This is a genomic window from Actinomadura sp. B10D3 (assembly GCF_039871695.1).
In the GTDB taxonomy this organism is placed as follows: Bacteria; Actinomycetota; Actinomycetes; order Streptosporangiales; family Streptosporangiaceae; genus Spirillospora; species Spirillospora madurae.
Window position 1 is genome coordinate 60,052 of sequence record NZ_JBDPLY010000001.1, and the last position, 13,536, is coordinate 73,587.

At 73.4% G+C, this 13,536-nt stretch carries 11 protein-coding genes; 6 read left to right on the forward strand and 5 right to left on the reverse strand.

Annotated elements, in window-relative coordinates; translation table 11 throughout:
• Positions 1-21: 21 nt before the first annotated feature.
• The 4 genes from ABGB11_RS00270 to ABGB11_RS00285 all read right to left on the reverse strand — a co-directional run bounded on the left by ABGB11_RS00270 (position 22) and on the right by ABGB11_RS00285 (position 6,219).
• The gene (locus tag ABGB11_RS00270; RefSeq protein ID WP_347627475.1) at positions 22-516 is read right to left on the reverse strand and encodes a hypothetical protein; all 495 of its coding nucleotides are present in this window, start codon (positions 514-516) and stop codon (positions 22-24) included.
• A 199-nt stretch (positions 517-715) separates the two neighbouring features.
• Positions 716-2,368 (reverse strand): glycoside hydrolase family 3 N-terminal domain-containing protein, encoded by a 1,653-nt coding sequence (locus ABGB11_RS00275; protein ID WP_347627477.1) that lies wholly within the window; start codon positions 2,366-2,368, stop codon positions 716-718.
• 98 nt (positions 2,369-2,466) lie between these two features.
• The gene (locus ABGB11_RS00280; protein ID WP_347627479.1) at positions 2,467-4,632 is read right to left on the reverse strand and encodes a transglycosylase domain-containing protein; all 2,166 of its coding nucleotides are present in this window, start codon (positions 4,630-4,632) and stop codon (positions 2,467-2,469) included.
• Between the two features lie 378 nt (positions 4,633-5,010).
• The gene (locus ABGB11_RS00285; protein ID WP_347627481.1) at positions 5,011-6,219 is read right to left on the reverse strand and encodes a BadF/BadG/BcrA/BcrD ATPase family protein; all 1,209 of its coding nucleotides are present in this window, start codon (positions 6,217-6,219) and stop codon (positions 5,011-5,013) included.
• Positions 6,220-6,280: 61 nt separating this feature from the next.
• Between ABGB11_RS00285 and ABGB11_RS00290 the strand changes: the two genes are divergently transcribed.
• Together ABGB11_RS00290 and ABGB11_RS00295 are read left to right on the forward strand one after the other, a co-directional pair.
• Positions 6,281-7,267: a MurR/RpiR family transcriptional regulator gene (locus ABGB11_RS00290; protein WP_347627483.1), complete on the forward strand. Its 987-nt coding sequence runs from the start codon at positions 6,281-6,283 to the stop codon at positions 7,265-7,267.
• Positions 7,264-8,160, forward strand: coding sequence for an N-acetylmuramic acid 6-phosphate etherase (locus ABGB11_RS00295; RefSeq protein WP_347627485.1), 897 nt, complete (start codon positions 7,264-7,266; stop codon positions 8,158-8,160). Before ABGB11_RS00290 ends, ABGB11_RS00295 begins: the two co-directional genes overlap by 4 nt.
• Before the next feature lie 166 nt (positions 8,161-8,326).
• Here ABGB11_RS00295 and ABGB11_RS00300 read toward each other — a convergent pair whose 3' ends face one another.
• Entirely contained in the window at positions 8,327-9,517 is a 1,191-nt protein-coding gene (locus tag ABGB11_RS00300; RefSeq protein WP_347627487.1) for an acyl-CoA dehydrogenase family protein, read from the reverse strand.
• Between the two features lie 61 nt (positions 9,518-9,578).
• Between ABGB11_RS00300 and ABGB11_RS00305 the strand changes: the two genes are divergently transcribed.
• The 4 genes from ABGB11_RS00305 to ABGB11_RS00320 all read left to right on the forward strand — a co-directional run bounded on the left by ABGB11_RS00305 (position 9,579) and on the right by ABGB11_RS00320 (position 13,352).
• The gene (locus tag ABGB11_RS00305) at positions 9,579-10,226 is read left to right on the forward strand and encodes an HAD family phosphatase (RefSeq protein WP_347627489.1); all 648 of its coding nucleotides are present in this window, start codon (positions 9,579-9,581) and stop codon (positions 10,224-10,226) included.
• A gap of 25 nt (positions 10,227-10,251) precedes the next feature.
• A complete protein-coding gene (locus tag ABGB11_RS00310; protein WP_347628533.1) occupies positions 10,252-10,761 on the forward strand; it encodes a hypothetical protein in 510 nt (169 codons plus the stop codon).
• A 125-nt stretch (positions 10,762-10,886) separates the two neighbouring features.
• Positions 10,887-12,518, forward strand: coding sequence for an L-glutamate gamma-semialdehyde dehydrogenase (pruA, locus tag ABGB11_RS00315; protein WP_347627491.1), 1,632 nt, complete (start codon positions 10,887-10,889; stop codon positions 12,516-12,518).
• Between the two features lie 123 nt (positions 12,519-12,641).
• Positions 12,642-13,352, forward strand: coding sequence for a haloacid dehalogenase-like hydrolase (locus tag ABGB11_RS00320; protein WP_347627493.1), 711 nt, complete (start codon positions 12,642-12,644; stop codon positions 13,350-13,352).
• Positions 13,353-13,536 lie beyond the last annotated feature (184 nt).

Genomic DNA, 13,536 nt, shown 5'->3' on the forward strand with positions numbered 1-13,536 from the left:
GGTTCCCGGTCAGGCGGCGGGTCAGGCGGCGATCCGCCAGTAGGCCCCGGTCTTGCGGAGGGTGAAGCTCGCGGCGAGGAGGCCGCCCTGTCTCGCGGGCTCGCCCTTCCACCGGAGGTTTTCGAACCGGACGGTGCAGGCGCCGTCCGGCGCGGTCTCGCAGACGGGCACGGTGACGCCCCGCAGCGCCGTGATGTCCTGCGGGCGCAGCCTCGCCCGAGCCTGGGCGAGGCCTGACCGGCACCTGCCCGGCCCGCCGAACACGCGCCGCTCGTATCCGGCCGTCAGGAACGCACACGCCTTGACGTTCCCGGCGGCGATCCCGCGCAGGTACCTGTACAGCGCGAGCCGGGCCGCGAGGGTCCGCGACGACGCCGCGGTGGGCGTGCCGGCGAGCCGCGACTCACGGGGCTCGGGTGTGAGCGGCGGCATCGTGACCTTGTCCTTCCCGTCGCACGCCGCCGGCGAGGAGAGCAGCATCAGGGCCAGGACTAACGGGCGGACGCGCACGGGCATACCTCCTGTGGGCGCGAAGCGGCCCGATCCTCCCAGCAGACGGCCCGCCGCGTCCATCAGAGGGAAGCTGCCGTGTTCGTCCGCAGTGCTCCGGCCTTCGGGCCGGGGGGTGAAGCGGACCCTTCCGCGTAGCGGGGCGAGAAATGCTGGATCGCCCCCGGGCGATCCAGCGTCTGCCCGGTTCAGGCCGGGGAGCGCGTCAACGGTAGCCGATGCCGAACCCGGCCGGCTTTCCGGCCGCGGGGGCCGGGAGCTTGCCGGTCGGCTTCACCGCGCCGCTCAGCACTCTGGCCAGCGCGTCGACCGACACCCGGCTGGAGGAGTAGGTGGCGAGCGCCGCCTGCGCGGCCCCGGCCGCGTCGAGGTCGTAGGGGCGGCCGAGCGCGGCGACGACCACCGGCTTCGGCCCGAGCGCGCGGATGCGGGCGGCGGTCGCCGCCCCGGCGTTCTCGGTGGTCAGCACGGTGACGTCCGCCGAGCCCACCGGTGCCGTCGCGACGCCCTGGCCGCGCAGCGCGGCCCGGAGGCGGTCGCCGCCCGGCCCCGACACCGCGACCTTCCTGCCCTTGAGCGGCAGCACGCCGCCCTTGTTGCGGACGAGGGTGACCGCGTGCTCGGCGACCTGCCGGGCGGCGGCCTTGTTCGCGGCCGTGCCGATGGACGCGGCGGCCTTGGCCGGGTCGACGGCCGCCCCCTGGAACAGCCCGCGGCGCTGCTTGAGCCTGAGGATGCGCGTCACCGACTCGTCCAGCCGCTTGCGCGTGATCTTCCCGGACTGGACGGCCTTCACGACGGCCCGGTAGGCGCGCGGCAGGTCGGGCGGCATCAGCAGCTGGTCGGCGCCCGCGTTGATCGCCCGGACGGGGACGGCCGCGTCACCGTACTTCTCGCGCACCCCCGCCATCTCCAGCGAGTCGGTCGTGATCACGCCTTGGTACCCGAGCTTCTCGCGCAGCAGCCCGGTCAGCACGGTCTTCGACAGCGTGGACGGGTCGCCGGACCGGTCGAGCTTCGGCACCACGATGTGCGCGGTCATGATGACGTCCACGCCCGCCTCGATCGCCGCCTTGAAGGGGGGCGCGTCCAGCCGCTCCCACGCCGACGGCGAGTGGCCGATCACCGGCAGGCCGGTGTGGCTGTCGGTGGCGGTGTCGCCGTGCCCGGGGAAGTGCTTGGCCGTCGCGGCGACCCCGGCGGCCTGGTAGCCGCCGATGGCGCCCCGGACCATCGTGGACGCCAGCGCCGGGTCGGCGCCGAACGAGCGCACCCCGATCACCGGGTTGCGCGGGTTCGTGTTCACGTCGGCGTCCGGGGCGTAGTCGAGGTTGATGCCGACCGCGCGCAGCTCCGCGCCGGTGACCTGGGCGGCGGTGCGGGCGTCCGCCGGGTTCCGGGTCGCGCCGAGCGCCATGTTGCCGGGGAAGGCGGTGATGAACGGCGTCCGCGAGACGATGCCCTGCTCCTCGTCCACGCCGAGGAGCAGCGGGATCGTGGACGCCTTCTGCAGCGCGTTCGACTGCGCCGCCGTCTTCGCCGGGCTGCCGAAGTTCTCCGGGAAGTAGATCAGCCCGCCCACCCGGTACTTCTTGATCTTGGAGAGGGCGTCGGCGCGGCTGGAGAACGTCGGGACGAACAGCTGCCCGACCTTCTCCGCCACGGTCATCTTCGCGACCCGGCCGGGGATCCACGCGTCCGCCGCCGGGGTGCCGCCGCCCGGCGGACCGGGCGCGGCGGACCGGGCGGACGGCGTCCGCCCGCTCTTGCCGCTCCCACCGCCGCCACCGCAGCCGGCGACCCCCGTGACCAGCACGGACGCCACCGCCGCGAGCGCGAGTGAACGTGAAGCACGCACCTGACCAGGCCCCCCGACGTGGTCTCGGTAACTCGGTCGCATCGGACGCCGCGACGGTAGCCGTTCCCCGGCCCGCTGTCGACTCGATCTCCCGGACGTCAGTCCGCGGCGGGCGGCGCCGTGCGCAGCGTCCCGCCCGCGCCGGGATCGCGCGTCGTCCGCGGGGTGGGGGCGTCCGGCAGCCCTCCGGCGGCCTGCTTGCGCCTCGCGGCCTCCTTCTCCTTGGCGGGGTTCGGCCCGGTCGGAGTGGTGCCCGGCTCCGGCGTGCCGGGCTTGCGCTCGTCCGGGCCGGGGCCGGCCCAGTTCGCGGCCACGCCGGAGAACGCGGGCTCGGGGAACGGCTGGACCGGCAGGTCGCGGGCGACCTTGTCCATGAACGCGTGCCAGATCGTGGCGGGCAGGTTCTCGCCGGCGACCGTCCCGCGGAAGCCGGGCAGGTTCCGCAGCGTGGCGGGCTTCGCGTTGCCGATCACCACCGCGGCCGAGACCTGCGGGACGAACCCGACGAACCAGGCGGCACGGTTGTGCTCGGTCGTGCCCGTCTTACCCGCCGCCTCGCGGTCGGACAGGGCGGCGCGCCGTCCCGTCCCGTCCCGGACGGTCGCCCGCAGCGCGAACGTGGCCTGCGCGGCCTGCTCCCGGTTCAGCACGCGGCCGCCCGGCCGGTCCCAGGGCAGCGGCACCCGGCGGCCGTTCGCGTCGACCACCTTGGTCACCAGGTGCGGGACGACCGCCGTGCCGCCGTTCGCGAACGGCGCGTACCCGGCGGCCTGGGTGACCGCCGCGACGTCGGGGATGCCGAGCGCGATCCCCGCCTGCCCCTTGAACGGCGCGAGCGCGGACGCGGGGACGCCGAACAGCCGCGCCGTCTCCATGACGTTCGATATCCCCGTCTTCAGCGCCGCCTTCACGTACCCCGTGTTGACCGACAGGGCGGTCGCCTCGACCATGTCCATCGTGCCGAGCGAGCCGATCTCCTCGTCGTTCTCGACCTTGTAGCCGGGCGCGGTCGCCGTCGTGTTCTCACCGTCCGGCGCGAACTTCTGCGGCGACTTCCCGCTCACCTTCGTCCGGACGCTGAAGCCTCTGCGCAGCGCGGCGGCCAGCACGTACGGCTTGAACGTCGAGCCCGCCTGCGCGACCGGGCCGAACACCGAGTCGACCTGGGTGCGCTCCGGGTCGCCGCCGTAGAACGCCCTGACAGCGCCGGTTTTCGCGTCCACGGCGACGAGACCGCCGCGCACGGTCCTCGGCCACTGCGGCTCCCGCGCCCCGCGCATGGCGTCCTCGGCGTGCTTCATCCAGCGCCGGTCCAGCCCCGTGTAGATCTTCAGGCGGCCGTTCACCACGCTGTCGATCGGGATGCCGACGCTCGCCAGCTCCTCCTCGACGCGCTGGCGGACGAGGAGGTCCTGGCCGGACAGGCTGACGCCCGTCCACTCGTCCTGCGTGCGGGGGAAGCGCAGCCGGGCGGCCTCGGCGCGGCTCAGCCTGCCCATCGACACCATCCCGTCGAGGACGTACCTCCAGCGGGCCCTCAGCGCGCGGGCCGGCGCGTCGTGGCCCTGGGTCTTGAAGTACACCGGCCGCTGGATCATCGCGGCGAGCATGGCGCACTCGGCCACGTCCAGCTGCCAGACGTCCTTGTCGAAGTAGGCGCGGGACGCCGCCTGCACCCCGGACGTCTGCCGGCCGAAGTAGATCGTGTTGAGGTACAGGTCGAGGATCTCGTCCTTGGTGCGGTGCCGGTCGAGCTTCACCGCGATGAAGATCTCCTTGATCTTGCGGCGCACCGTCCGGTCGCGGCTGAGGCCCTTGAAGTAGTTGCGGGCGAGCTGCTGGGTGATGGTCGAGCCGCCCTGCGTGTCGCCGCCCGAGGCGTTGTTCCACATCGCCCGGATCGTCCCGGCGGGGGAGACGCCGTGGCCGTCGTAGAAGCCGCGGTCCTCGGCGGCGAGCACCGCCCAGCGCAGCCGGTCGGGGATCTGGTCGTGCCGGACGCTCTCCCGGTTGGCGCCGAGGCGGAACAGCGGCGTCCGGCCGTCGGCGTAGTAGACGGTGGAGCCCTCGTCGGTCACGCCGTCCTGCGGCCGGGTCGGCATCGGGGTCCGGACGTAGGCGACCGCGGTGAGGGCGGCCGTCAGCACGACGGGTGTGATGATCATCACGATCAGGCGGCGCCATCGGCGCGAGCGGGGGACGACGGTGCGGGACAGGCGGGCGAGGGCCGGCCGGACACGGCGGCGCCTGGGCAGGGAGTGCATGCGACCTCGTTCGACGTGGGAGTACGGAGTCGGCCGTCGTCCGGGCATGCGGGAGCGCGGGCGGGCATGCGTCTGGAAGGCATGCGCGTGCTGGAAGGGGCGCTCGGGTCGGGAGCATCCCGCGCGGACGACGCTGCGGTGTAACGCAGTCGATTCGGTACGAGCCACGCCTGTGGCCGGTGGTCCCGCAGGACGCGGCCCTCTCGGGACCGCTCCCGCGGCGCTGTCGCCACCGTGGTCACAGCTTAATCACGATGGACCCCGGGATCGCAAGGAATTGCGGATCTGGTGGGGTCCATCGCGATGAACCTGACGGCCGGGCCGGATCGGGACGGCCGGGCCGGGGGCCGGAGAGTCGTCCGCCGCGGGCGGGGCGGCTCAGCCGGGCAGGGGGTGGCCGAGGCGGCGCAGCGCCATCCCGGCCGCGCCGACGGCTCCGTCGCCGGCGCTGCGCGGCGCCTCGGCGAAGCGGGCGCGCAGTCCGGTGCGGACGGCCTCGGCGACGGGGCCTTCACGCAGCACCGAGCCGTGCATCACGACCGGTGCGCAGGGGTCGGACAGGGCCGGGCGCACCGCGTCGACGTCGCGCAGCAGCCACTGCGCGGCCTCGTCGGTGATGCGCCTGGCCACGGGATCTCCGGCGGCCGCGGCGGCGGCGACCACCGGGCCGAGCCGGCCCAGGGCCGCCGGTGGGCGGCCGTACACCTCCTTGATGATCGCTTGGGCGATGCGCGGGTTGGGCGGGACGGACTCGGGATGGCCCGGTGGCCCGTGCGGGCCGGTGGGCCCGCCTCCCGGTGCGGGATAGGGGACGGACGGCGGATAGGCGGACTCGGGGACCAGCACGGCGGTGCCCGTGCCCCTGCCCGGGGGAGCCCCTCCGGAGGCGAGCGCGGCGGGTTGCGGCAGCACGGAGGCGCCCGGTGACGGCGAAGGGGCGCCGGCCATGGCCAGCGCCCTCCGGGGGAAGGATCTTCGCCGTTCCGAGTCGATCTCCGCGACCACGGTGGCGCCGAGCAGCGCCCGGGGGACCGCATCGGTGAGCAGCGTCGGGGAGCCGCGGCCGTCGTAGGCGGCGAGCGCCGCCCGCACGGCCTCCTTCCCGAGCCACACCGCCGAACCCTCGTCCCCGACGAGCCAGCCGTAGCCGTCGGCGCGCTGCACGATCGCACCGTCGTTGATGACCGCCGCGCCGGCGCCCGTGCCGGAGAACACCACGATGCCCTTGGGCTCGCTGGTTCCGGCGGCGAACGCCACCGCGATATCGGTCACAACGGCGGGCGAGCCGCGCAGCCCGACGGCCTGCCAGGCCTGCCGCGCCGCCGCGACGGCGGCGGGCCGGCCGGCCGAGCCGGCGCCGGCGATGCCGAACACGCCGGTGAGGATGTGGGTACGGTCCAGGTCCCCGAGCGCTTCCCGCAGGGCGGTGGTCAGCGCCCCCGCGGTGTCGCCTCCTGAGTTGGGGTTGGCCCCGGGGCCGGTGCCGGAACCGGCCAGGGCACCCCCGAGCGTCAGCACGACGCAGCGGGTCTTCGTGCCACCCGCGTCGATACCGACCACGTAAGGACCGGCCAAATGGGTCAACACATGGCGACCGTAGCCTTTTCTACCGTTGACGTGACATCTCGCACGTAAGAAAATTTCCTCCATGAGGAAACCCATCGGCCCCGGTCGGGGCCCCGAGCGGGGGATCACGGGGGAGCCCGAAGCGTCACGGGACGACGTGCCGGGCCAGACCAAGGACAAGGACGCCACACCGCTGAGCACGGTGGTGCGCGTCCGATCGCTGCTGCCCTCGCTGCCCCCCGCCGAGCGACGAGTCGCTCAACGCGTCATCGACGACCCCGAAGGGGTCGCCAACTCCACCATCACCGAGCTCGCGCAGACCTGCGGCACGTCCGAGACGACCGTCATCAGGTTCTGCCGCGCGATCGGATTCCATGGTTACCCGGAACTGCGGCTGACCCTCGCGACCGAGGCCGGCCGCGCCCAGAGCGCCGCGGGCGGCCGGGTCATCGGCAGCGACATCAGCCCCGACGACTCGCTGGAGCAGATCGTCGAGAAGGTGACCTTCGCCGACGCCCGCGCCGTCGAGGAGACCGCCGCCCAGCTCGACATCAAGATGCTCGAACAGGTCGTGGACGCCGTCGTCGCCGCCGAGCGGGTGGACGTCTACGGCGTCGGCGCCAGCGCGTTCGTCGCGGCCGACTTCCAGCAGAAGCTGCACCGGATCGGGCGCGTCTGCTCGGCGTGGGCGGACGCGCACATCATGCTGACCAGCGCCGCCGTCCTCGGCAACGGCGACGTGGCGATCGGCATCTCGCACACCGGCGCGACGGTGGAGACCATCGACGCGCTGGAGGTCGCCAAGACCCGCGGCGCGAAGACCGTGGCGCTCACCAACTTCCCGAAGTCCCCGATAGCGGAGGTGGCGGACCTGATCCTGACGACGGCCGCGCGGGAGACGACCTTCCGCTCCGGCGCAACCGCCAGCCGGCTGGCGCAGCTCACAGTGGTCGACTGCGTCTTCGTCGGAGTGGCGCAGCGCACCTACGGGCCCACCCGCAAGGCCCTGGAAGCCACGTTCGAGGCGGTCCGCGGACGGACCGTGCGACCCGACCGGAGGCGTCGGTGATCGATTGCGAGCTCCCCACCGAGGGACGGAACCCCCGGACCCTCGACGTCGACACGCTGCCGACCATGGAGGTGCTACGCCTGATCAACACGGAGGACGCGACCGTCCCGATGGTCGTCGCCGCCGTCCTGCCCGAGGTGGCGCGGCTGGTGGACCTCGCCGTCGACTCGCTGCGGGCGGGCGGCCGGGTGCACTACTTCGGCGCCGGCACGTCCGGCCGGCTCGCGGTGCTGGACGCCGCCGAGCTGCCCCCAACGTTCGGCATCTGGGGCCGGGTGGTCGCCCACCACGCCGGCGGCCCCGGCGCCCTGTCCCAGGCCATCTCCGACGTGGAGGACGACGTCGAGCTCGGCCGCCGGGACGCCCGCGACGTCCAGCCGGGCGACGTCGCCATCGGCATCGCCGCGAGCGGCCGCACCCCCTACGTCGTGGGCGCCCTGCGCGCCGCCGCCGCGGTCGGGGCCCGCACGGCCCTGATCAGCTGCAACCCGCACACCCCGTACGGGGACGAGGTCGAGGTGCACATCGGCCTCGCCACGGGGCCCGAGGTGATCAGCGGGTCCACCCGGATGAAGGCGGGCACCGCGACCAAGCTGGTGCTCAACTCCTTCTCCACCACGCTGATGATCAGGATGGGGCGCACCTACTCCAACCTGATGGTCAGCGTGAACGCGCTGAACTCCAAGCTGCGCGCCCGGCTGGTGCGCATCCTCACCGAGGCGACGGGGATGGACGCCCGCACCTGCGAGAACGCGCTGGAGGAGGCGGGGGGGAACACCCGCGTCGCGCTGGTCTCGCTGCTGGGCGAGGTACCCGCGGCCCGCGCCACGGTGGTCCTGGAGGAGACCGACGGTGGCGTCCGAGAGGCACTCCAACGCCTCAGATCGGCATGACCGGGGACCACTCGCATGATCGCGGACAGACCGCGGCCGAAGGCAGTTTCGAGCTTGCGAGAAACTGATCGCGCAGCGAGCCGCTATGCGAGCCGGAGCGATGCAGCGATCGCACGCAGTGCCCTTGGCGTAGGGCCCCCAGGGGCCGGAGCCAAGGGCACTGCCATCAGAAACGCCGGAGTTCTCGGCTTGCCACCGTGCGTACTTGGACCTCGTCGGGGCCGTCGAAGATGCGCATGGCGCGGACCCACGCGTACATCGCGGCGAGGGGGGTGTCGTCGGAGACGCCGGCGCCGCCGTGGACCTGGATCGCCCGGTCGAGCACCTCGTGGGTGATGCGCGGCACGACCACCTTGATCGCGGCGATCTCGGACCGCGCGCCCTTGGCGCCGTGCCTGTCGATCAGCCAGGCGGTCTTGAGGGTGAGCAGCCGGGCCTGCTCGATCGCCATCCGCGACTCGGCGATCTGCTGCCGGACGACGCCCTGTTCGGCCAGCGGCCCGCCGAACGCCTCGCGCGACAGGGCGCGGCGGCACATCAGCTCCAGTGCCCGCTCCGCCATGCCGAGCGCCCGCATGCAGTGGTGGATGCGGCCCGGCCCGAGCCGCGCCTGCGCGATCATGAACCCGTCGCCCTCCGCCGCGATCAGGTTCGACACCGGCACCCGGACGTCCTCGAAGAGGATCTCCGAGTGGCCGTGCTGGTCCTGGTAGCCGAAGACGGGCAGGTGCCGGACGATCGTCACGCCCGGCGCGTCGCGCGGGACGAGCACCTGCGACTGCTGCCGGTGCGCGGGCGCGTCCGGGTCCGTCTTGCCCATCACGATGAAGATCTTGCAGCGCTCGTCGGCGGCGCCGGTGATGAACCACTTGCGGCCGTTGATCACGTACTCGTCGCCGTCCCGGACGATCGAGGTGGTGATGTTGGTGGCGTCGGAGCTCGCCACGTCCGGCTCGGTCATCGCGAACGCGCTGCGGATCTTTCCGTCGAGCAGGGGCCGGAGCCACCGCCGCTTCTGCTCGTCCGTCCCGAACATGTGCAGGACTTCCATGTTCCCGGTGTCGGGCGCCGCGCAGTTGACGGCCTCCGGCGCGAGGTCGGGGGAGCGGCCGGTCAGCTCGGCGAGCGTCGCGTACTCCAGGTTCGTCAGCCCGGACACGTCGGGCAGGAACAGGTTCCACAGGCCCCGCTCGCGCGCCGCGACCTTGAGTTCCTGGACGACCGGCGGCAGCGCGTGCGGGTCGTTCTCCGCCCGCCACGCGGCGTAGACCGGCTCCGCCGGGTACACGTGCCGGTCCATGAACTCCTGGAGCCGCTCCTGGTAGTCGCGGGCCTTCGGGCTGGGTGCGAAGTCCATGGGGCGCATTCTGGCAGAACGCGATTCGGTCATTTCGCCCGGGATCACTTACCATCGGCCCGTGTCCACCGAACCCGCGGTCAAAGCCGTCATCACCGACTGGGGCGGTGTGCTGACGTCCCCGCTGGGCGACGCCATCGAAGCCTGGCTCGCCGCCGACCGCATCGACGCCGAGCACTACAAGAACGTGATGCGCGCGTGGGTGAAGCAGGCCTACAACGGCTCCGGGAACAACCCGATCCACGGCCTGGAGGACGGCTCGCTCGCCACCGAGGACTTCGAGCGCCTCCTCGCCGCCGAGCTGCTCACCGTCGACGGCGGGCCCGTCGAGGCGGCCGGGCTCATCTCCCGCATGTTCGGCGCCTTCGCCCCCGTCGTGCCGATGTACGACGCGCTGCGCGCCGTGCGCGCCACGGGCGCCCGCACCGCGCTGCTGTCGAACTCGTGGGGCAACGAGTACCCCCGCGACCTGTTCGCCGACCTCTTCGACGCGGTCGTCATCTCCTGCGAGGTCGGGATGCGCAAGCCCGACGAGCGGATCTTCCGGCACGCCCTCGACCTGCTCGGCGTGGAAGCCGCCGCCTGCGTCTTCATCGACGACATCGAGCACAACATCCGCGCCGCCGAGGACCTCGGCCTCCGCGGGATCCTGCACACCGATCCCGACACCACCATCACCGAACTGCGCGAGCTGGGGCTCCTGCCCTGACGGTCTGGCAGACTTGCTGACCGTCATGCGCCTCTACCTGCCGTCCACGCTCACGCTGCTCGCCGGCGTCCACGCCGCGCGGGAGATCGGCCCCGCGCCGCTCGCCGCGCACGCCGTCACGCCCGCGCTGCGCGAGTGGTACGCGGGCGGCGACCTGGAGGAGCTGGAGTACGCGGCGATGTCCGCCGCCGCCCGCGCCTCGCTGCGCCTGCTCGCCGCCGACCCGTCCGCCCCGCGCCGCCGCGTCGTGCTCGCCGCCGAGATCCCCGACGACCAGGTCGCCCGCCCCCGCGGCGACGCCGACCTGGCGAACGGCGACCGCTCCCTCGTCCGGGTCACCGCGCCCGTCCCGTGGACGCTGATCGCCTCCGGCCACGTCGACGACCCGGACGCCGTCCCCGACATCGCCGCCGCCGTGGAGGCCCTGCCCGCCGCCGACGCCGGCGACGACGACGCCCGCTTCACCGTCGACGGCGCCGAAGGCCACGACCTCCTCTGGTACGCCACCCAGGAACTCCAGCACCTCCTCGACTGACCACCCCGCGCCGCGCGTTCGGGGGTGGGTGCCGCGTCGTCGGCCGGGGCGGTGCATTCCGTGCCCGCGGGGCGGGTAGATCCCCGGCACGTCGACAACGCCGTCGGATCGCAGGGAGCCGTCAGATGGACGCCGTGACGAACGTGCCGGTACCCGTGAACGAGCCGGTCAAGGGGTACGCGCCGGGCAGCGGGGAGCGCGCCGCGCTGGAAGCGAAGATCAAGGAGCTGGGCGGCGCGGAGACCGAGCTGACCATGACGCTCGGGGGTGAGCGGCGCATGGGCGCCGGCACGCCCGTCGACGTCGTCGAGCCGCACAACCACGGGCACGTCCTCGGCCGGATGGGCGAGGCCACCGAGGCGGACGTGGCCGAGGCGATCGCGGCGGCGCGGGAGGCGGCGCCCGCCTGGCGCGCGATGGCGTTCGAGGACCGGGCCGCGATCCTGCTGCGCGCCGCCGACCTGCTCGCCGTCCCGTGGCGGTCCACGCTGAACGCCGCGACGATCCTCGGCCAGTCCAAGTCGGTGCAGCAGGCCGAGATCGACGCGGCCTGCGAGCTGATCGACTTCTGGCGGTTCAACGTCCGGTACGCGCAGCAGATCCACGAGATACAGCCGCTGTCGCCGCCGGGCGTGTGGAACCGGCTGGAGTACCGGCCGCTGGAGGGGTTCGTCCTCGCCATCACCCCGTTCAACTTCACCGCGATCGCCGGGAACCTGCCGACGGCGCCCGCGCTGATGGGCAACGTCGTCGTCTGGAAGCCGTCCCCGACCCAGCAGCTCGCCGCGCACCACACCCTGCGGCTCCTGGAGGCCGCCGGGCTCCCGCCCGGTGTGATCAACATGGTCACCGGGAACGGGCAGGCCGTCTCGGCGGTGGCGCTGCGCCACCCCGACCTGGCCGGCCTGCACTTCACCGGCTCCGTCGCCACGTTCCAGCGGCTCTGGCGGGGGATCGGGGAGAACATCTCCGGATACCGGGGCTACCCGCGGATCGTCGGCGAGACCGGTGGCAAGGACTTCGTCGTCGCGCACCCCTCGGCGGACCCGGCCGTGCTGAAGACGGCGCTCGTCCGCGGCGCCTTCGAGTACCAGGGGCAGAAGTGCTCCGCCGCGTCCCGCGCCTACATCCCGCGCTCGATCTGGGACGGGCTGCGCGACGAGTTCTGCGCCGAGGCCGAGTCGCTCACCGTGGGCAACGTCGCCGAGGACCTGTCCACCTTCATGGGCGCCGTGATCGACGACCGCGCCTTCGCCAAGCACCGCGCGGCGATCGAGCGGGCCCGCCGGACCGACTCCATCGAGATCCTCACCGGCGGCGAGCTGGACGACTCGCGCGGCTACTTCGTCCGCCCGACCGTGCTGGAGTCGTCCGACCCCGCGGACGAGATCTTCACCACCGAGTACTTCGGGCCGATCATCGGCGTGCACGTCTACGACGACCGCGACTACGACGCCGTCCTGCGCCAGATGGAGGGCGTGTCCGAGTACGCCCTGACCGGCGCCGTCATCGCCGAGGACCGCGCCGCGATCGCCGCCGCCACCGAGGCCCTCCGGTTCGCCGCCGGCAACTTCTACATCAATGACAAGCCGACCGGCTCGATCGTCGGCCAGCAGCCCTTCGGCGGCGCCCGCGCCTCCGGCACCAACGACAAGGCCGGCTCGGTGTTCAACCTCACCCGCTGGACGAGCGCCCGCTCCATCAAGGAGACCTTCGTCCCTCCGACCGACCACCGCTACCCCCACATGGGCCCCTAGCCCGCCCGGCCAGGCAGGGGCGGTTGCGGCGGGGGGCCCGGAGGCCGGACGATAAGCTCGCCAACCGCCGCGGGCGCGCCGAACGGTGCCCGCGCGCGCCCCTCCGACGCGCATGGGAACGGGATGTCGACGCTGAACCGGCTGGTGCTGTGGAACATCGACCACACCCTGATCGACGTCGGGAGGGTCACCCGGGACGCCTACGCCGAGGCGTTCCAGCGAACCATCGGACGGCCCCTCGTCCGGCTCGCCCCCACCCCCGGCCGCACCGAGTCCGAGATCATCTTCGAGACCCTCGCCTTCAACGACGTCGTCACCACCGATGACCACCTCCCCGCCTTCTTCTCCGCCCTCACCGAGGCCTTCGCGACCCGCCGCGCGGACCTGCGCGCGCACGGCCGCGTGCTGGCCGGCGCCCGCGAGGCCGTCGAGGCGCTCGCCCACGTCCCCGGCGTCGTCCAGTCGGTGCTGACCGGCTCCCTCCAGCCGAACGCCGTCCTGAAGGTGACCGAGCTGGGCCTCGCCGGCCACCTCGACCTGGACGCCGGAGGGTACGAGAACGGCGTCTACAGCAAGGCCGCCCTGCTGGAGCTCGCCCGGACCCGCGCGGGCGAGCGCCACCGCGCCCGCTACCCCGAGTCCGCCACCGTGTACATCGCCGACTCGCCCCGCGACGTCCAGGCCGCGCACATCGCCGGCTCCCCGATCATCGCCGTGGCCACCGGCAGCGCCACCGAGGCCGAACTGCGCGCGGCGGGCGCCGAACGCGTCCTCGCCACCCTCTCCGACACCCACGCCCTCGTCAGCGCGGTCGCCGACCTCACCCGCATCTGAACCCCCATCTCGCCCCGCCTCGGCGGAGCCGGGCATGTGTGGTGGGCGAGGATGAGGCGGTCCCCATCTGTGTGGAGGGTCGGGGTTGTGGGTGGCAGGCGTCTGACCTGGGATGGGGCGGGGCTCTGGTGCTTCGTGGCGGTGCGGGCGGGGAAGTTGCGCCGTGTGCCGGGCGGGGCCGATA